This is a genomic window from Polaromonas sp. P4_F9 (assembly GCF_056401235.1).
In genome coordinates this window covers 40742-59259 of the sequence record NZ_JBFUJT010000022.1, presented here as the reverse complement: position 1 = coordinate 59259, position 18518 = coordinate 40742, and the positions used below count along the sequence as shown (strand labels likewise).

Sequence of the window (18518 nt, the reverse complement as noted above, 5' to 3'; positions counted from 1 at the left end):
CAGGCGGCCCTAGTGTGGTGTTGCATGCTTGATGGCACAAATAAAAATGATGGATTTTTGGTCAGGGCAAGGCGCAAACCACAGCGATACCCGTAGGTATCGCGCGGATTTGCAACGCCGCCATGGCCGAAAAGACGCATTTTTATGTGCCAGATAGCGTGCAACACCACACTATCGAACCTGGCCGGTGGCGACGTCCACCTGGATCACGCGGACCTCACCAGCCGGCGTGACCACCTTGACGCGCCATACCGGCCGGCCCGAAGACTCGGACTTTTCGACGGACAGCACGCGGCCGCCACTGGCCCGCTGGGCCGCCGCGGCCGCGTCGTCACGGCTCAGGTCGGCCCAGGCCAGGCTGGATGCCACCAGCAAGGTGGCGCAGAGCAGTTTGGCAAATGCGTTCATCGTGCGTTCATCGGTTGTAAGCACCATAGTACTCGCGACCGCCACGGTCATCGCGCCTGCCCTGGTATTCGCTTGCGCCCTGGGACTCGCGCCCCACCGACGCCACCGGCTCCACCGGGGCCACCGAAACGCGCACAGGCAAGGTGCGGCCCGGCTTCTCGCGGGTCACCGTGCTGTAGACCTGACCGTGGTACTCGTACTCGACCTGGTAGCCCGTGAGGCGGGACTGCACGTCGTTGACAGTGTTGCAGGTTTGCACCTGGCGCTGCTGCGGCTGGGATGCCTGCTGGTAGCCACCACCCCAACCGTTCTGGTTGGCAAAGTGCTCGCCGGCCAGCGCGCCGACCACGGCACCGAGCGCGGTAGCGGCTTCGCGGCCGTGGCCCTTGCCGACCTGGTTGCCCAGCACGGCGCCGGCCACACCGCCAACCGCCAGCCCGCCGTAATTGCGCGAAGCGGCCACGGGTTGCTGCTCGGTCACCCACTGGCTGGTGCACTCGTTGCGCGGCACGGAGACGTTCTCGTATTGGGGGTTGACATTGCGCACGCGGGCAGTGTCGTTGAAGGTCTGGGCTTGGGCGCCCGCTGCCAGCAGCGTGGTCAGGCAAAGAATGGCAGAACGTTTCATGAAGAGGCTCCTTGGTTGATATGGAGCACAGCTTACAAAGGGCTAGGTGAACGCAAGCTGAACGAAATCAATAAAGGTTCTTCGCGACGCCTACCCCAAGCGCCGCGGCATGACCTGCGTGCCCGAGCTGATGGCCGCAGGCGTCAACGTCGCCTTCGGCCAGGACTGCGTAATGGACCCGCGGTACGGCATGGGCTCGGGCGACATGCTGGAAGTGGCGCACACGGGCCTGCATGTGGCGCGGATGACGAGCCAGAAAGGCATCCGCCAATGCTTCGACGCTGTGACGACCAATGCCGCGAAGGTGATGCACCTGCAGGGCTATGGGCTGGAAGTGGGATGCGATGCGAGCTTTGTGCTCTTGCAGGCGCGGGACCCTGTTGAAGCGATCCGGTTGAATGTCTGGAGGAAGGGGAAGCTGGTGGCGGAGACGGCGGAGGTGGTGGCTAGGTTGCAGTTGGCAGGACGTCCGAACGAGGTTGGTTTCTCACATCAATGAGAATGCCTAACAGGATGAGTCGTAACGGCTGCTTTGGGCGGCTCCAGTCATTTGCGCGTTTGCACCAGGGGGAAGGTCAGGACTGACTGCTGACTTTTGCCTGTCGGAACTGCTCGCTCCAAGCTGGACGGTCGCATTTACAGGCTGGCCGCCAGCAATGTGGCGATGATTGCGTCGACGAAAGCAGCCGGGAGTTGGCCAAAGCCGATACTCAGCGCTAACACCAGTTCTAACCAGCTCTGCGTAGCCCGCGAAAAGTCCGGGCCGGTGCACCAACAATGGCGGGCATGAACGGCGTCTTCTGTTCCGCGATTTTGCCTATACATGCCATGGCACTGTTGAGCGTCTTTGAGCTGACGGTTACACGCTCACTCCTTTGAGGTGACCAGCCTGGCCAATCTGCGATGGCGCCGTCTCGTCCAAACGGTCATCGCCAACACATGGTGCGTCGAGTCGCCTTGGACAGAATCCGGCCATAGCCCCTGACTCACTCCGGCTGGATGCCCGCCTCCTTGACGACCTTGCCCCACTTGGCGAGGTCGGACTTGATCACCGCGGCGTACTCCTGCGGCGTTCCGCCCTGGATCTCGATACCCGCAGCCTCCAGCTTGGCTCGCACGTCAGGCAGCTTCAGCGCTGCGTTGATCTCGGCATTGAGCTTGGCGACAATCGCCTTGGGTGTTCCGGCCGGCGCCAGGAACCCTCCATTCGTGTTGGCATCATAGCCTTTGAGCCCCTGTTCGTTCGCGGTCGGCACGTCCGGCAGAGACATGCTTCGCTTCTGGGTTGACACCGCAACGGCTCGTACGTTGCCGGCTTTTACCTGCGACTGGATGGCGCTGATCGTGTCGATGTAGAGCGCGGTGCGCCCGGCCAGCAGATCCGGGTGGGCGGCGGAAGAGCCCTTGTAGGGGACCAGCAGCATGGGCGCACCGCTCGCCATGCGAAACATCTCGGCCGCCATTTCCTGTGCACTGCCGCGGCCAGAGGTGGCTACCTTAGCCTGGTCTGGATTGGCTTTCATCCAGGCCACGAACTCGGGCAGTGTCTTGGCGGGAATCTGCGGGTAGATGGCGAACACCAGAGGGACCTCGTGGGTGTAGATGATGGGCTCGAAGCTTTTTTCCGGGTCCCAGCCCAGGTTTTTGAACAGGAACTTGTTGGTGTTGTGGCTGCCGCCCACGATGCCGATCGTGTAGCCATCGGGTGCTGATTTGGCCAGGACATCCGTGCCGAGGTTGTTGGATGCGCCAGGCTTGTTTTCGATGATCACCGGCTGACCCATAGCCGCCCCGATCTTGTCTCCAACGACGCGGGCAATGGTGTCGATCGCGCCGCCCGGCGGGGCGGGCACGATGATCTTGATGGTGCGGGTCGGATAGGCCTGGGCCGATGCCAGGGTCGGAACCACGGTCAGGGATGCCGAGACGGCAAGGATTTTTAACAGGGATGTGAGTTGCATGAAAGTCTCCTTTTGTGGTTGGGTCAATCGTCATCAAGCGCCGGCGGAATCAATGAAATACCTTCGCGCTACACGCTCTGCACCTGGCTCTCAGCCGCGCCCGACGTAGGGCATGGCGCTGGCCATGATGGTCATGTTCAACACGTTGGCGTCCAGCGGCAGCGCGGCGATGTGACGCACTGCGTTGGCCACGTGGTTGGCGTCCATCATGGGTTCAGGCGCGACCGTGCCGTTGGCCTGCAAAACGCCGCGGGTCATGCGCTCGGACAGTTCGGTCAGCGCATTGCCGATGTCGATCTGGCTGGCCACGATGTTGAAGGCTCGCCCGTCCAGTGCCACGGCCTTGGTCAGGCCCGTCACCGCGTGCTTGCTGACGGTGTAGGGCGCGGTGAAGGGGCGCGGCGTGTGCGCCGAGATCGAGCCATTGTTGATGATTCGTCCGCCCTGCGGCGACTGGCGGCGCATCAGCCCGAAAGCGGCGCGCGCGCACAGGAACACGCCGGTCACGTTGGTGTTGATCACGCTGAACCATTTGTCCAGCGGCAACTCGTCCATCGGCACCGCCGGGGCGTTCACGCCGGCATTGTTGAACAGCAGATCGAGTCGGCCGAAGCGGTGCTCGATGGCGGCGAACAGCGCCTCCACGCTGACCGGGTCGCTCACATCAGTGGGCACGGCCATCGCCGTCTGGCCACGCGTTTGGGCCTCGGCCACCAACGCCTGCAAGGGCTCGGCACGGCGGCCGGCCAGGACGACGCTCCAGCCGTCGTTAAGCAGGCCAAGGGCCGCGGCGCGGCCGATACCGCTGCCTGCACCTGTGACCAGCGCGATCTTCTTGGGGGTGGTGGTGTTCAAAGGGAGTCTCCTGTCATGGGTGTTGAATCTCCGGGGCTGGTGCTGCCCACGGTCATGGAAAACTGGCCGATGCCCGCCACGTCGCCCTGGACAACATCGCCAGGTTGCAGTGGGCCCACGCCCGCGGGTGTGCCGGTGTAGATCAGGTCGCCGGGCGCGAGCGTCACCGACCGCGACAGCATCGCCACCAGTTCGGGCACCGGCCACAAGAGGCCGGACAGGTCGGCGCGCTGCCGTTCGATGCCGTTGACCGTTAGCCACACGCTCCCCTGCCTCGGATGGCCGCAAGCCGCAGCCGGTACCAGGGGTGTGCAGGGGGCCGAGTGGTCGAAGGCTTTGGCGGCCTCCCAAGGGCCACCGGCACGCTTGGCTTGCTGCTGCAGGTCGCGCCGCGTGAGATCGAGCCCGGCGGCATAGCCCCAGATGTGATGCGGCTCCACATCGGCCGGGGCGATGTTCCGGCCGCCACGGCCGATGGCCACGACCAGCTCGATCTCATGGCAAAAGTCGTCTGTCTCCGGTGGGTAAGGCAGGACGCCGTGCGCAGGCACCACCGCGTTGGCGGGCTTCATGAACCAGGCGGGCATCTCCAGGGGCGTGGCCTCGTCCTGACGCCAGCGGTAGTTGCGGCCGATGCAAAACACGCGGCCCACCGGAAAAACCGCCGTGCTGCCAGTCACGGCCAGGGTCGTCGGCGCAGGCGCGGGGAAAACAAGCTCCGTCATGGCGCTCATTCCGTGGAGATTTTTCGGCTGCGAATGATCTGGGCGTAGCGCCGCCTGTCTTCTGCGATCAGCTGGGTGAATTCCTGCGGGGTGGTCGCGCGCGGCACGCCGCCCAGCGACACGAAGCGCGCCTTGACCGCTTCGTCCGCCAGGATGCTGCGAACGTCGGCCGCGATCTTGTCCACGATGGCCGGTGGCGTGCCGGCGGGGGCCAGCAAGCCCAGCCACGAGATGGCATTGAAGCCGGGGAGCACGGTTTCCGACAGCGTGGGCACGTCGGACAGCGCCGACACGCGCTTGTCAGCGGTCACGGCCAGGGCGCGCAGCTTGCCGGCCTTGATATGCGCGGACGCTTCCAGCACCGTCATGAAGGACAACTGCACATGGCCGGCGAGCAGATCGGCGATGGCCGGACCGCCGCCCCGGTAAGGCACATGCAGGATGAAGCAGCCGGTCTGCTCCTTGAACATCTCGGCCACCAGGTGCGGTGCCCCGCCGGCCCCCGCGCTGCTGTAGCTGAGCTGCCCCGGCCGGGACTTGGCCAGGGTGATGAATTCGGCGGCCGTGTTCGCCGGGACGGCCGGGTTGACCATCATGGCCAGCGGCAGCTCGGCCAGCAGCGAGATGGGCGCAAACGCCGTGTCCGGGTTGTAGGGCATCTTGGGATACAGCGATGGATTGATCGCCTGCGTGCCAATGTTGCCCAGCAGCAGGGTGTAGCCGTCCGGCTTGGCCTTGGCGACCAGGTCTGCGCCGATCTGCCCCGCTGCGCCGCCCTTGTTCTCGATGACGACGGTTTGCCCCCAGCGCCTGCCCAGTTGCTCGGCGATGATGCGCGCGCCCGTGTCGGTGCCGCCGCCGGGCGGGAAAGGCACCACCAGCGTCACCAGCCGGGAAGGGTAGGCCTGCGCGAAGGCGGGCGCGGCCACCATCAGGCCGAGGGCGATGGCCAGGCTGAGCGGGAAGTATCGGCTGAACCGGGGGAAATGCATGGATTTGTCTCCTGGGTGTTCTGTGGTGTTCTTTTTTTTTGCCAGCTCAGGTGGTCAGGCTCATCGCCGGGCGCTCGCCGGCCAGGGCCTGCGCGATGCTGGCCAGCACCATCTCGCCCATGGCGGTCCGGGTCTCCCAGGTGGCACTGGCGCGGTGCGCCTGCAGGGTCACGCTGTCGGACTGGCGCAGCGCCAGGGGAACGCGGGGTTCGTCAACGAACACGTCCAGGCCCGCACCGGCGATGCGGCCGGCCGCCAGCGCCTCTGTCAGGTCGGCCTCATTGACCAGGCGGCCGCGGGCGACGTTGACCAGGAAGCCGCGTGGGCCGAGCGCTTCGAGCACGGCCGCGTCGACGATGCCTTCGGCGGTGTCTGCCGCCGCGCACAGCACCAACGCGTCGGAGTCATACGCGAGGTCCACCAGGTTAGTCACAAACCGGTGCGCTATGTCGTCCATGGGGCGCAGGTCGGTATAGCTGATCGGGCAGCCAAAGGCCGCCGCCCGAACCGCGACGGCGCGGCCAACCCGACCCATACCGACGATACCAACGCGCATACCGCTGAACCGGCGAGCAAGAGGGATGGCGCTGGGCTGGGGGCGAAGTTCCCACTGGCCGTCGCGCACGAAGCGGTCGCCGGCACACAGGTTTCGGCAGGCAGCGATCAGCAAGCCAATGGCCAGATCGGCGACGTCTTCGGTCAGCGCACCCAGGGTTGCGGTGACGGGCAGGCCACGGCCTCGGCAGTAGGCCAGATCCACCGCATCGGTGCCGACGCCATTGACGGCCACCACCTTGAGGCCAGGCAACTGCTCCAGCATCGCTTGCGAAATGCCGGTGTGCCCGCCGGTGATCACGGCGGCGATGGATGCGCCATGTTCACGCAGCCAGGCCTGCTGGTCCGTCACCTCGAAGAATTTGTGGACGGTGTAGAGCGATGCGAGCTTGTCGTTGATCGCAGGGATCAGGATGGGATTGAGCTGGAGGAGCTGAGGTTTCATGTCAATTCATTCAAGTGGGGGCAGACGAGGCCAATGTGTTCAAGGTGCTTTTTCAAAGATGTGGGCATGTTAGTAAATGATTGATAAATTGGTCAATATTGATGTATAAAATCAATATATATAAATTTCTTAAGCTCGACCATGGCTTCCTGGATTTCGATGAATGAGGCGTGCCACCTACTTGGTGTGCGACCTCAAACGGTTTACGCCTACGTGAGCCGCGGCAAGCTGGAGGTCATGCCCGATCCGGCCGATACGCGCCGTAGCCTTTACCGCGCCGAGGATGTTGCCGGCCTGGCCAAACGCAAACAGGCCGGCCGCAAACATGAAACCCTGGCCGCCAACACGCTCTTCGGCTCGGAGCCCAGCATCCCTACGGCCCTGTGCGCGTTCTTTCGCGGGCGCCCGTATTACCGGGGCCAGGATGCGGTGAACCTGGCCCGGTCGGCCAACCTGGAAGACGTGGCTCAACTGTTGTGGGCCGCCGAGCTACCCCTCGACTTTTCGTCCTCTGCGGCATCTGCGCAGATGCACTCGGGCTCGCCTGGGCGAGTCGCTGCTTTCACGGCCTTGGCCAGTTTGGCCGCCACCGGGCATTCGACCCGTGGACGTTTGACCCGGGTGCTGCACAGCGAGGGCCAGAGTCTGGTGGGTCAGCTGGCCAATGCGTTCGGTGCCCGGCACGGGAGCCAACCGCTGCATCTGCGCTTTGCGCAAGCGTGGAAGCAATCGACGCAGGTGGCCGATTTGTTGCGAACGGCCATGGTCTTGCTGGTCGACCACGAGTTGACAAGTTCAGCGTTTGTCGCACGCATTGCGGCCTCGACAGGTGCCTCGTTGCCGGCTTGCCTCCTGGCTGGATTGACCACCCTCTCGGGGCCCTTGCATGGCGATGCCTCAGGCCGAGTTCAGGCGCTGTTCAGCGAAGTGGAACGGCTAGGGGAGGACCAGGTGCTCGCCCACTACCTGTCGACCGGCCTGCCTCTGGCAGGTTTTGGCCACCACCTCTATCCCGACGGTGATCCGCGCGCAGCCACCTTGCTGGCGTTGTTCGAGCCCCCGGACGTGATCGCGCGCTTCATAGAAAAGGTGACCATGCTGACCGGTTTGCAGCCCAACATAGACGTAGCCTTGGCGGCCCTGGTTGCGCATCATCGACTGCCCGCCGATGCGGCCTTTGGCCTGTTCGCAACGGCGCGTAGCGTGGGACTGTTGGCGCACAGCCTGGAACAATTGGGCGTGGCGCAAGTGATCCGCCCACGGGGCCGCTATGTGGGCCAGATGCCTGACATGGCGCAGAGCGCCCGCAACTAGGGGTTCTGCGTGGTTCGAGCTTCTGGCGGATGGTTACGACCAAAAAGCGAGAACCCACGGTCAGCACCTTCGCGATCATGGCGATCATGGCGATCAGTCGGATTGCGGCATCGTTCAGGTTCTGGGTGCCGGAGATGATACGTTGGGACTTTCGGTGTCGCACTGGGCAAGAAACAAATCGCGCCGAACGGGCCCTGAACGCAATGGCACCATCCACGACCTGCGCCATCTGACCTGGTTCTCGATTGACAACGACGACATGCGCGACCTCGACCAGCTAAGCGTGGCCGAGCCGCTGGCTGCTGGCTGCACGCGCCTGCGGGTGGCCGTGGCCGATGTCGATGCCATGGTGAGGCCCGGCGGCGCGGTGGATGGCCATGCGGCCGTCAACACCACGTCGGTGTACACGGTGGCCGGCGTGTTCCCGATGCTGCCGGAGGTCCTGTCCACCGACCTCACCTCGCTGCACGAAGGGCAGGAACGCCTGGCGATGGTGGCATTGCGCAGGTGGCGTCCACGCCCTACCCTGACAGTCGCAACCAACCCCCAATGAGGCGATACCCAGTTCCCATATTTTCTTGTATCCTCAATTTGGCTTTTAGCGGCTTTCTCTTCAATCAATCTGTGCTTATGAAGACAACAAATTAGGACAAAGTCATCATGCGTTCTGCCTGGTATTCAAAAAACGGTGTGGCCCGTGAGGTCCTGGTGGTTGGCGAACTGCCAACGCCGATGCCCGCACCGGGAGAAGTTCGCGTCAAACTTGCGACGTCGGGCGTCAACCCCTCGGATGTCAAGTCAAGGCTTGGCCGGCCGCTGGGCACCGAGCGCATCGTGCCGCACAGCGACGGCGCCGGCGTGATTGACATGGTGGGCGACGGTGTGTCGTCCAGCCGAGTTGGCGAACGCGTCTGGATCTGGAATGGGCAATGGCAGCGACCGATGGGCACCGCCGCTGAATACATTGCGCTGCCCGAGGCGCAGGCCGTGAGGCTGCCGGTCACGACGGATTTTGCGGCTGCCGCCTGCCTCGGCATCCCGGCGATGACCGCCTGTCAGGCGATCCACCTGCTGGGCGACATCTCCGGAAAAACCGTATTGGTGATCGGCGCGTCGTCTGCGGTTGGTCACTATGCTGCGCAGCTGGCAGTCATTGGCGGTGCGGAGGTGATAGGCACCGTCGGGTCGGTAGAGAAAGCAAAGCACGCGCTGGATGCCGGCGTCAAAGCGACGATCAACTACAAGACCGAGCCTGTCGCGCAGCGGGTGAAGGAGCTCACTGCCGGCCGCGGCGTGGACGCCATCGTCGACATGGATTTCTCGTCCACCCTACAGTTACTGCCCGACGGCGCGCTCGCGCCTCATGGCACGCTCGTTTGCTATGGCTCGAATGCGTATGGCGACGCGCCGGTTCCGTTTCGCACTTTGCTGTTCAGCTCGATCAGCTTGCGATTCTTTCTGGTCTATGACCTCACCCCGGTCGACCGGCAGATGGCGATCAAAAACCTGACCGACTTGCTGGCCAAGGGGCGGCTATTGCACACGGTAGGCGCCCGCTTTGCATTGGACGATATTGCTGGCGCGCACGAGGCCGTTGAAGGCGGGAAGGTGGTGGGCAACGTTGTCCTGGACTTGCCTTGACCGCCAGGCGGTTCAGGTTTGGTGACCAAAAATCCGGACCCCGTACCGCTTTTTTGAGCCCGATTTTCCGGCCCTGCTCAACTCACTTCACGTCACTTCACTTCACGAGTTCCAGGACCTCGGCCTTCTTCTTTTTGATCAGCATCACCAGGAACTTTGCGGGCTGGGTGGTGCTGGCGTTGCGGCCAACGGTGTGAATGTCGTTGGGGCCTTCATAAAAAGTCTGCCCAGGTGTCAACGTGACTTCTTTCCCGCCCTTGACCTGCATCACGATGGAGCCTTCGAGCACGTAGATAAAACCGTGTGCGCGGTGGCGGTGCACAGGGTCGGCAGCGCCGGGTGCGTAGTCCACGGTGATGACCAGGCCTTCCTTGCCGGGCAGGTCGGAAAGGTCTTTGGACATGAGCGGCGTGACGCTGACGCCCTCGATGCCGCTGGCCAAGGCTGGCTGGGCGAACAGCGCGCTTGTTGCCAGAAACAGGGGGATGCAGATTTTTTTCATGGATGACTCTTCAAGTTTGTTGGCGAGACCGGGCCCACGCGCATGCACGCGAGCCCGCTCCCGACGGGGGTGAATTGCAGATGCCGGTTGCGGCTCAAGGGATTCCGGTCACTCCAGCGGCTTGCCGGACGGCGGTTGCCGCATGCCCACCGCCATGCGGTTCCAGGCGTTGATCTGCGCGACAACCCAGGTGAGATCGACAATTTCCTGTTCACTGAACTGGCCCTGCAGCGCCGCGAAGGCGGTGTCGTGGTCGCCATGCTCGTCGGCGAGCCGGGTCATGGTTTCGGCCCAGGCCAATGCAGCGCGCTCGCGCTCGCTGTAAAAGCCGACTTCGCGCCAGGTCGAGAGGCTGTTGATGCGTAGCCAGGTTTCCCCGTGCTTGCGCAGATCGCGCACATGCATATCGACGCAAAAGGCGCAGCCGTTGATTTGCGACACACGGGTCTTCACCAGTTCGATGAGGGGCATGCCCATGGTTGAGGTGGCGGTTGCGGCTCCCACGCTGGCCATGGCCTGGTAGGCCTTGGGTGCGAGTTGGGTCCAGGGGAGTCGAGCTTCGGTCATGTGTTTCCTTCGGGTTTAAGTGACTCGGAATTGAGATGCACATACCTACAAGACGGCTGGCGGTGCCGTTTTGTGACACAAGCTGCCCTGCTTATTGCAATTTCAGCAGCTTTTTTAAAACTTTTTCAGCGGTTCAGGGGTGAGTTCAGGGGTGGCAACTGATTGCGCGAGCTTGTCGAGGTGCGCTGGCCCCGACAACGCCGTCCCGGTCATCACCAGCGGGTACATTGCTACAAATCACCCACTGGCACCTTATGGACACCATCAATCTGCACCGAATCGCCGTCGAGGCGATGCGCTCCCGAGGTTTGCTGCCCGCCTTTGCGCCGCAGGCCTTGCAAGAGGCCGAAGCCGCGCGCCGGACGGGCCCTGAACGCAATGGCACCATCCACGACCTGCGCCATCTGACCTGGTTCTCGATTGACAACGACGACACGCGCGACCTCGACCAGCTGAGCGTGGCCGAGCCGCTGGCCGCTGGCAGCACGCGCCTGCGGGTGGCCGTGGCCGATGTCGATGCCATGGTGCGGCCCGGCGGCGCGGTGGATGGCCATGCGGCCGTCAACACCACCTCGGTGTACACGGCGGCGGGCGTGTTCCCGATGCTGCCGGAGGTCCTGTCTACCGACCTCACCTCGCTGCACGAAGGCCAGGAGCGCCTGGCGGTGGTGGTCGACATGCAGGTAGCGGCAGACGGCACGGTGTCCGAATCAAACATCTACCGGGCGGCGGTGCTCAATCGCGCCAAGCTCACCTACGACGCCGTCTCGGCGTGGCTCGACGATGTGGGGCCGCCACCGCCGCAGATCGCCAGCGTCCCGGGACTGGAGGACCAGGTGCGTTTGCACGACGCACTGGCCGGCCAGCTGCGGCAATGGCGCCAGACGCGCGGCGCGCTGAATGTCAACACGGTGTCCGCCCGCCCGGTGTTCAAGAACGGGCAACTGACGGACCTGCGCCCCGACGAGAAAAACCGCGCCAAGGACCTGATCGCCGACCTCATGATTGCGGCCAACGGCGCGACGGCCCGCTTTCTGGTCGACAAGGGCTTCCCCTCGCTGCGCCGCTTGCTGCAGGCGCCGCGCCGTTGGGACCGCATCGTCGCGCTGGCCTCTAGCCATGGGGTGCAGCTGCCCGCGGCGCCCGATGCTCTGGCGCTCGACCGCTTCCTGTGCACGCGACGCCTGGCCGACCCAGCCGGTTTCGCCGATCTGTCGCTGGCGGTGGTGAAGATGCTGGGCTCGGGCGAGTACGCGGCCGCACCCGCTACCACCGGTACAGCGGAGGCCAACGGATTGGGGCACTTCGGGCTCGCGGTGAACGACTACGCACATTCCACCGCGCCCAACCGGCGCTTTCCCGACCTGGTGACGCAGCGCCTGTTGAAGGCCTCCCTCGCGGGCGAGGCGCCGCCCTATTCGGCCGAACAGCTCACCGGGATCGCCCGGCATTGCACGCTGCAGGAAGACAACGCCAGCAAGGTCGAGCGCCAGGTGCTGAAGGCCGCAGGGGCCTGGCTGCTGCAGCGGCGCATTGGCGAGGTCTTCGACGCCATCGTCACCGGCGCCGCGGCCAAAGGTACCTACGTGCGCATTAGCAGCCCCATGCTGGAAGGCCGGGTGGTGCGCGGTTTTGAAGGGCTGGACGTGGGCGACACGGTGCGCGTCAGGCTGGTGGCGGTGGATGCAGAAAAAAGCTATATCGATTTCGAACACGCTTGAGCTCCGCACACGGCTCGATGAGCGGAATGTAACGCCCGGTGAACAAGCCCTTGCAGCGGGCACGGCCGGCGCCATCTAGTGTGGTGTTGCACGCTATCCGTCAAGCATGCAACACCAACCAGGCTGAACACGGCCCGCCGGGGCCGGTCATCGAGGAGTTGTCATGTTGAAACGCCTGACCCTGCTGTGGGCCGTGCTGCGCGGCGACGCGCGGCAGCTGTGGTTTGCGCTGCGCCACCCCGACGCACCGGGCTGGCTGAAGCTGGGCACCGCGCTGATAGTGCTGTACCTCTTCTCGCCCATTGATCTCATCCCGGATGTGCTGCCCGTGATTGGCGCGGTTGATGACCTGGTGCTGGTGCCGCTGGCGATCCGCTGGATGCTCAGGCGCCTGCCGCCGGATATTGCCCAGGCAGCGGCAAGGCGCCGCACCGGCTGACACCGGGCCGGTGTTCGGCTAAGCTGGGGGCTGAAACGCCCCCGCCGCGCCACTGATGCGTAGGGGTGGCGCCCTTATCCGTGCAGATCGTGAAGCCTTGACACCTCATCAAACCATGAACTACTGGCTAATGAAATCCGAACCCGAGGAATGCTCGGTGGACGATGCGCTGGTGGCCCCCAAGGCCACGATCCCCTGGGTCGGCGTGCGCAACTACCAGGCGCGCAACTTCATGCGCGACGGGATGCGCGTCGGCGACGGCGTGCTGTTCTACCACTCGAGTTGTGCCGAACCCGGCATCGTCGGCATTGCGCAGGTGGCGTCCACGCCCTACCCTGACCCGACGCAGTTTGACCCGAAGTCGCCTTACTACGACGCCAAGTCAAAGCCCGAGGAGCCGCGCTGGCTGCTGGTGGATGTGCAGGTGCTGCACAAGACGCGCAACCTCACCCTGCCCGAGCTGCGCGCCAATGACGCCCTTGCAGACCTGGTGGTGCTGCGCAGGGGGAACCGCCTGTCGATCACGCCGGTTGAGCCGAAGCACTGGCGGGTCATCTGTAAACTGCTGGGCATCCCGTAGCGCTAAAAGCAAGCTGCGGATGACCTTTGCTTCGGTGGGTGCGGGGACGCGAAGACGCAGATGAATGATGCATTCCTGGCCAGCCCCTATATCTATATAAATACTAAATACACGTCGAAGACGCTACAACTTTAAGGAACATGAATCATGGGTGCACAGTGGAAAGCAAAAGGCAAGGCGCAGGCCGCCGATGCCCGGGGCAAGCTGTTCGGACGATTGGCCAAGGACATCATGGTCGCCGCGCGCGGCGGGGCCGACCCGGCCTCCAATTCGCGTCTGCGCCTGGTCGTGGAGCAGGCACGCAAGGTGTCCATGCCCAAGGACACGCTGGAGCGGGCCATCAAGAAAGGCGCGGGGCTCACGGGCGAGGCGGTGCATTTCGAGCACGTGATGTACGAAGGCTTTGCGCCGCATCAGGTGCCGGTGATGGTGGAATGCCTGACCGACAACGTCAAGCGCACCGCGCCTGAAATGCGTGTACTGTTTCGCAAGGGTCACCTGGGCGCTTCCGGCTCGGTGGCCTGGGATTTTGACCATGTGGGCATGATCGAGGCCGAGCCCGTGGTTGCGGGCAGCGACCCCGAAGTGGCGGCCATTGAAGCGGGCGCCGAGGACTTTGAGCCGGGCCACGAGGAGGGCACCACGCTGTTCCTGACCGCCCCCACCGATCTCGATCTGGTGAGCCGCGCCCTGCCCGCCCAGGGCTTCACGGTCATTTCCGCCAAGCTGGGCTACAAACCCAAGAACCCGATTGACCCCGCGAGCCTTGACCCCGCACACCTGGAAGAAGTCGAAGCCTTCCTGGCCGCCATCGACGCGAACGACGATGTGCAGAACGTGTTTGTGGGCCTGGCGGGCTAAGCTCTGAAGCTCGCTCCCCTTCCGGGGGAGGGTTGGGGTGGGGGCCAGCGGCGACCGAGTCAGCATGGTTGCCCGACGCCTACGCCGTGAGCCCCCATCCCGGCCTTCCCCCAGCGGGGGAAGGAGATGATCGGCACTGCACGCGCTGTGCTCACTGAACCAGTCAAGGACCCGTGAAGCTCCCTCCCCCGCTGGGGGAGGGTTGGGGTGGGGGCCAGCGACGACCAGGCAAGCACGGCGGCCCGACGCCCACGCCGCGAGCCCCCATCCCGGCCTTCTCCCAGCGGGGGAAGGAGATGATCGGCACTGCACTAACGAGCGGGTGACCCCGCGGCGGATTGCTTGCCTTCCAGCAGCTTCACCAAGGCCCACAACACCCGGTTCGCCGGCGTGGCAACGCCCAGCGCCTCGCCGCGCTGCACGATCAGGCCATTGAGGTAGTCGATCTCGCCACGCCCCCCCGGTCACCGTCCGGAAGGTAGCTTTTCTTTGCCTCGTTCGTCCGCTAAGCTCAACTCCTTCCCAAAATGACCCACCAAGGCAAACCCCATGACAAGCTATTGGCTCATGAAATCCGAACCCGAGGAATGCTCGGTGGACGATGCGCTGGCTGCCCCCAAGGCCACAGTGCCCTGGGTCGGCGTACGCAACTACCAGGCGCGCAACTTCATGCGTGACGGGATGCGCGTGGGCGATGGCGTGCTGTTCTACCACTCCAGTTGTGCCGAGCCCGGCATCGTCGGCATTGCACAGGTAGCGTCCACGCCCTACCCTGACCCGACCCAGTTCGACCCGAAGTCGCCTTATTACGACGCTAAATCAAAGCCAGACGAACCACGCTGGCTGTTGGTGGATGTGCAGATGCTGCACAAGACCCGCAAACTCACCCTGCCCGAGCTGCGCGCGAATGACGCCCTTGAGGATCTGGTGGTGCTGCGCAAGGGCAACCGCTTGTCGATCACGCCAGTCGAGCCGCAGCACTGGCGGGTTATTTCAGAACTGTTGGACGGCTCAGCACGTTGAAGCGACTAACGGAGACTTCTCCAATCAGCCTGCTTGGTCAGCCAAAGAAGCCTGCTTGCGAATACGCACGTTCTGCCAACGCCTTCGCCAGCATATCAGCCGGATTCACCAGGCGCACCTCCGGGTAGCCTGGGACGGATTGCAACGCCAGGGGGATTTCCGTGCAGGCGAGGACAAGGGTCTTGACACCATGCCGAAGCGCCAGGTGCCCGGCGACCTCTTCGAAACAGGCCCGCGCCAAGGGAAGGTCACCTCCCTTGACGCCTTGAACGATTCCTCGCATGACCAGCGCCTGCTCTTCAGCGGTCGGTACGTAATGGCGAATTCCCGCGCGACCAAGAGAGGCCTCGTACAAGCCGAGGCGGTGCGTTCCCACCGTGGCCATCAGCCCGACAGCGGTTACCCCCTCGATAGCCAGTTGCCGGGTCGTTTCCCTGACGATGTGCAACAGTTCAATGTCGGGACAGCGAGCCTGCAGTTCCTCATGCCAGGCATGTGCGGTGTTGCAGGCCACCGCGACGGACCTGGCCCCTAACGCCGATAGTTGCCGCAGGGCCTTGAGCATTCCTGGCAGCGGCGTTTCTTTTTCTCCCAAGAGGGCTTCAGTGCGGTCTGGCAGGGGGACTTGGGCCAGCCAGTGTTCGGGGAACGCCTGGTCGGTGACGGGCTCGCCCCGCGCGACCAGAACAACTTCACAGGCATTGACGAAGAGTCTTGAAAAGTCACTGCCGGCCGCCGGACCCATGCCCCCCAGAATGCCAACAACATGCGGCGCGGTCATGGCAAAGCACCCTGCTTGCGGAGCACCGTGCCTGCATCCACGCAGACGGTGAGGCCATCGCGACAGGCGAGGCGGCCATTGACAAAAACTGCATCGATCCCCGAACTTACTTCGGTGGGATGCTCGTAACTGGCGTTGGCGCTCACACGGTGCTCATCGAAGATAACGATGTCCGCGTGATTTCCCACTGCCAGGGTTCCCCGGCCGGCGAGGCCGAAACGCCGTGCGGTGAGTCCCGTCATTTTGTAGATGGCGGCCTCAAGCGGGAACAGCTTTCTCTCGCGCACGTAGTGTCCCAGCACCCGGGGAAAGGTCCCCCACAAGCGCGGATGCGGCCGCACGTCATGTGCCAGGCCGTCCGAGCCGATCATCGCCATCGGGTGGCTCAGGATACGGCTGACGTCTTCCTCACTCATTGCGAAGTAGATGGCTCCGGCCGGCTGCAATGCTTGCGCCACCTCTTCTGCGGATTGATTTCTCTCGCGCGCAAGATCTTTCAGGGAGCGTCCTGCAACGCCAGGCTCAGGCTGGGACCACGTCACAAGCACATCGCTCGACTGTTTCACACGGGACGACAGCAGCATGGTGGACGAAGCGTTGTAGGGGTAGCAGTCAAAGCACACCGACTGCCCTTGCGCCGCTTGCTCCAGCATGGCCAATGTCTGCACGGACCGGCCGTGGTTGGCTGTGCCGACCAGTTTGTGATGGGAAATCACGGTGCCCACACCCAGTTCCCGGCCTATGTGCAGTGCCTCGCGCAGCGCCTCGTCGATGGCATCGCCTTCGTCGCGGATGTGCATGGTCACGATGCCCCCGGCTGCCTTGAGCTGCGCGCCTACGGCCATCACTTCTTCGGCCGTCGCGGCTTTTGCCGGTGGGTAGTACAAACCCGTCGACAGCCCGATAGCCCCTGCAGCCAGTGCGGCAGTGAGCTCGGCCGCCATGCCCGCCGATTCCGCAGGCGTCGCTGCCCTTTCAAGGTCCGCCACATACTTGACCCGTAGCGTGGAATGGCCGACGAGGCAGGCGACGTTGACGGCCAGACTGGACTGGGCCAGCGCATCCAGATATGCCGAAAAACTCCGGTATACCCAGCCGTCCGTTCCCAGGATGTCCAGCGGCGGTGGCGGATTTTCAGTCTCCAGCGGGGCAAGGCTGACCCCACAATTACCGGACACAACCGTCGTCACGCCCTGTGACAGCTTGGGGTGGGGGCCCACCGTGGGCATGAGCAGCAAGCGGTCATCATGGGTATGCGCATCGATAAAGCCCGGCGCGACAATCCGCCCGTGTGCGCTTACCCGTTCGCTCGCCGGCACAGACGACAGGTCGCCGATGGAGACGATTTTTCCCTGGGACACACCCAGGTCGGCACGCACCCGGGCCGCCCCAGTCCCGTCAATGACCTCGCCGCCTTCAATGATGAAATCGAACATACGCTTTCAATCCACCTGAACGCCGGCGCGCTTGACGACCTCCGCCCACATCCGTGTCTCCCGCAGGGCGCGATCAAACAGGCGGTCGGGCGGCCCGATGGTTGTCTCGAAGGAAATGGCAGCATAGCGCTCATTGATCGCGGCGTTACCCAGTACCTTGTTGATTTCGCCGTTGAGCCGCATCACGATGTCGCGCGGTGTGCCGGCGGGCGCCACGATACCGCCCCAAGCAGTAGTTTCATAGCCCTTGATGAACTCGCCAATGGTCGGCACGTCGGGAAACAGCGGGCTGCGCGCCCGGCCTGAAACGCCGAGTGCCTTGATACGGCCGTTCTTGATGTGCGGTGCGATGGACGACAGGTTATCGAACATCAGGTCGACCTGACCGCCCATCAGGTCCTGAATGGCCTGCGGACTGCCACGATAGGGCACGTGGGTCATAAAGGTGCCCGTCATGCTCTTGAATAACTCACCACCCAGATGGCCCGTGGTGCCGTTGCCTGGAGAAGCCATGCTGAGTTTGCCGGGCCTGGATTTGGCCAGTGCGATCAACTCGGTCACGTTCTTCACGCCAAGGTCGTTCCTGACGACGAGCGCGTTTTGCACATAGCCGATAAGCGCTACCGGGACCAGTTGCTTGTCGGGGTCGTAAGGCAGCTTCGCAAAAAGGGATCTGTTGATCGCCAGCGTGCCCACATTGCCGTAGCCCAGGGTGTAGCCATCCGGCGCGGCGCGTGCAATCTCCTGCATGCCAATGTTGCCGCTTGCGCCAGGCTTGTTGTCGATCACAAAAGGCTGCCCCAGCGTCTTCATCAACTCGCTAGTCAGGATGCGACAAATGTTGTCGGGCGAGCCGCCTGCAGCAGACGGCACGATTAGCCGGATGGGCCGGTCTGGCCAGGCAGCGCGTGCCAGCAGGGGCGATGAGGCCATCGCGATGGCACCTAGTTTGAGGAGCGTTCGCCGGTTCGCTTTTAATTCGGTCATGGGGGCTGCCTTTAAGGTTGGGCAATGAGAAAACTGAATGATGCTTGGACAAATCTTTAGCTACAAACGACAATTTGTGCGTCTTCCATGTTTTTTT

Annotated in this window: 20 protein-coding genes and 2 pseudogenes; 9 read left to right on the top strand and 13 right to left on the bottom strand. The window is 63.7% G+C overall.

The features are described 5' to 3' along the window. Positions 1-171: 171 nt before the first annotated feature. Both AC1DUB_RS18885 and AC1DUB_RS18880 read right to left on the bottom strand, forming a co-directional pair. On the bottom strand, positions 172-408 hold the full coding sequence (locus tag AC1DUB_RS18885; protein ID WP_477717296.1) for a PepSY domain-containing protein: 237 nt from the start codon (positions 406-408) through the stop codon (positions 172-174). 7 nt (positions 409-415) lie between these two features. Further along, on the bottom strand, positions 416-1036 hold the full coding sequence (locus AC1DUB_RS18880; protein ID WP_477717297.1) for a glycine zipper 2TM domain-containing protein: 621 nt from the start codon (positions 1034-1036) through the stop codon (positions 416-418). A gap of 85 nt (positions 1037-1121) precedes the next feature. On the opposite strand from AC1DUB_RS18880, the pseudogene AC1DUB_RS18875 reads away from it, so the two are divergent. After that, positions 1122-1535: pseudogene (locus AC1DUB_RS18875) on the top strand (amidohydrolase family protein); the annotation flags it as partial. Positions 1536-2022: 487 nt separating this feature from the next. Here AC1DUB_RS18875 and AC1DUB_RS18870 read toward each other — a convergent pair. The 5 genes from AC1DUB_RS18870 to AC1DUB_RS18850 form a co-directional block, all read right to left on the bottom strand. Further along, positions 2023-2997 carry a Bug family tripartite tricarboxylate transporter substrate binding protein gene (locus AC1DUB_RS18870; RefSeq protein ID WP_477717298.1) on the bottom strand — a complete coding sequence of 325 codons (975 nt, stop codon included), beginning with the start codon at positions 2995-2997 and terminating at the stop codon, positions 2023-2025. Positions 2998-3087: 90 nt separating this feature from the next. After that, positions 3088-3852, bottom strand: coding sequence for an SDR family oxidoreductase (locus tag AC1DUB_RS18865; protein ID WP_477717299.1), 765 nt, complete (start codon positions 3850-3852; stop codon positions 3088-3090). After that, entirely contained in the window at positions 3849-4577 is a 729-nt protein-coding gene (locus tag AC1DUB_RS18860; protein WP_477717300.1) for a fumarylacetoacetate hydrolase family protein, read from the bottom strand. Before AC1DUB_RS18860 ends, AC1DUB_RS18865 begins: the two co-directional genes overlap by 4 nt. 5 nt (positions 4578-4582) lie before the next feature. Next, positions 4583-5569 (bottom strand): Bug family tripartite tricarboxylate transporter substrate binding protein, encoded by a 987-nt coding sequence (locus AC1DUB_RS18855; protein ID WP_477717301.1) that lies wholly within the window; start codon positions 5567-5569, stop codon positions 4583-4585. 46 nt (positions 5570-5615) lie between these two features. Continuing rightward, positions 5616-6569 carry a 2-hydroxyacid dehydrogenase gene (locus AC1DUB_RS18850; protein ID WP_477717302.1) on the bottom strand — a complete coding sequence of 318 codons (954 nt, stop codon included), beginning with the start codon at positions 6567-6569 and terminating at the stop codon, positions 5616-5618. Between the two features lie 141 nt (positions 6570-6710). Here AC1DUB_RS18850 and AC1DUB_RS18845 point away from each other — a divergent pair, with 141 nt between their 5' ends. The 3 genes from AC1DUB_RS18845 (at position 6711) to AC1DUB_RS18835 (ending at position 9524) form a co-directional block, all read left to right on the top strand. After that, positions 6711-7883, top strand: a complete 1173-nt coding sequence (locus AC1DUB_RS18845; protein WP_477730797.1) for a citrate synthase — start codon at positions 6711-6713, stop codon at positions 7881-7883. A 142-nt stretch (positions 7884-8025) separates the two neighbouring features. Continuing rightward, positions 8026-8436: a ribonuclease catalytic domain-containing protein gene (locus AC1DUB_RS18840; protein ID WP_477717304.1), complete on the top strand. Its 411-nt coding sequence runs from the start codon at positions 8026-8028 to the stop codon at positions 8434-8436. A 107-nt stretch (positions 8437-8543) separates the two neighbouring features. Next, the gene (locus tag AC1DUB_RS18835) at positions 8544-9524 is read left to right on the top strand and encodes an NADPH:quinone reductase (protein WP_477717305.1); all 981 of its coding nucleotides are present in this window, start codon (positions 8544-8546) and stop codon (positions 9522-9524) included. 97 nt (positions 9525-9621) lie between these two features. Here AC1DUB_RS18835 and AC1DUB_RS18830 read toward each other — a convergent pair whose 3' ends face one another. Continuing rightward, complete coding sequence (locus AC1DUB_RS18830; RefSeq protein WP_477717306.1) at positions 9622-10026, bottom strand: cupin domain-containing protein; 405 nt, start codon at positions 10024-10026, stop codon at positions 9622-9624. A gap of 108 nt (positions 10027-10134) precedes the next feature. Next, complete coding sequence (locus AC1DUB_RS18825) at positions 10135-10593, bottom strand: carboxymuconolactone decarboxylase family protein (protein WP_477717307.1); 459 nt, start codon at positions 10591-10593, stop codon at positions 10135-10137. A 254-nt stretch (positions 10594-10847) separates the two neighbouring features. Between AC1DUB_RS18825 and AC1DUB_RS18820 the strand changes: the two genes are divergently transcribed. From AC1DUB_RS18820 to AC1DUB_RS18805, 4 genes are all read left to right on the top strand, one after another. Then, on the top strand, positions 10848-12314 hold the full coding sequence (locus tag AC1DUB_RS18820; protein WP_477717308.1) for an RNB domain-containing ribonuclease: 1467 nt from the start codon (positions 10848-10850) through the stop codon (positions 12312-12314). Between the two features lie 163 nt (positions 12315-12477). Beyond that, positions 12478-12753: a YkvA family protein gene (locus AC1DUB_RS18815; RefSeq protein WP_477717309.1), complete on the top strand. Its 276-nt coding sequence runs from the start codon at positions 12478-12480 to the stop codon at positions 12751-12753. Positions 12754-12868: 115 nt separating this feature from the next. Then, complete coding sequence (locus tag AC1DUB_RS18810; RefSeq protein ID WP_477730796.1) at positions 12869-13333, top strand: EVE domain-containing protein; 465 nt, start codon at positions 12869-12871, stop codon at positions 13331-13333. A 147-nt stretch (positions 13334-13480) separates the two neighbouring features. Continuing rightward, the gene (locus tag AC1DUB_RS18805) at positions 13481-14194 is read left to right on the top strand and encodes a YebC/PmpR family DNA-binding transcriptional regulator (RefSeq protein ID WP_011483840.1); all 714 of its coding nucleotides are present in this window, start codon (positions 13481-13483) and stop codon (positions 14192-14194) included. A 311-nt stretch (positions 14195-14505) separates the two neighbouring features. On the opposite strand, the pseudogene AC1DUB_RS18800 reads toward AC1DUB_RS18805, so the two are convergent. Further along, positions 14506-14655: pseudogene (locus tag AC1DUB_RS18800) on the bottom strand (ketopantoate reductase family protein); the annotation flags it as partial. An 88-nt stretch (positions 14656-14743) separates the two neighbouring features. Between AC1DUB_RS18800 and AC1DUB_RS18795 the strand changes: the two are divergent. Beyond that, the gene (locus AC1DUB_RS18795) at positions 14744-15217 is read left to right on the top strand and encodes an EVE domain-containing protein (RefSeq protein ID WP_477717311.1); all 474 of its coding nucleotides are present in this window, start codon (positions 14744-14746) and stop codon (positions 15215-15217) included. A 37-nt stretch (positions 15218-15254) separates the two neighbouring features. Here the strand turns inward: AC1DUB_RS18795 and AC1DUB_RS18790 are convergent, their stop codons facing one another. The 3 genes from AC1DUB_RS18790 to AC1DUB_RS18780 are packed head-to-tail and all read right to left on the bottom strand — an operon-like array spanning position 15255 to position 18421. Next, positions 15255-15998, bottom strand: a complete 744-nt coding sequence (locus tag AC1DUB_RS18790) for an aspartate/glutamate racemase family protein (protein WP_477717312.1) — start codon at positions 15996-15998, stop codon at positions 15255-15257. Then, on the bottom strand, positions 15995-17434 hold the full coding sequence (locus AC1DUB_RS18785) for an N-acyl-D-amino-acid deacylase family protein (protein ID WP_477717313.1): 1440 nt from the start codon (positions 17432-17434) through the stop codon (positions 15995-15997). The genes AC1DUB_RS18790 and AC1DUB_RS18785 overlap by 4 nt, the downstream gene beginning before the upstream one ends. A 6-nt stretch (positions 17435-17440) precedes the next feature. Then, complete coding sequence (locus AC1DUB_RS18780; RefSeq protein WP_477717314.1) at positions 17441-18421, bottom strand: Bug family tripartite tricarboxylate transporter substrate binding protein; 981 nt, start codon at positions 18419-18421, stop codon at positions 17441-17443. Positions 18422-18518: the final 97 nt, after the last annotated feature.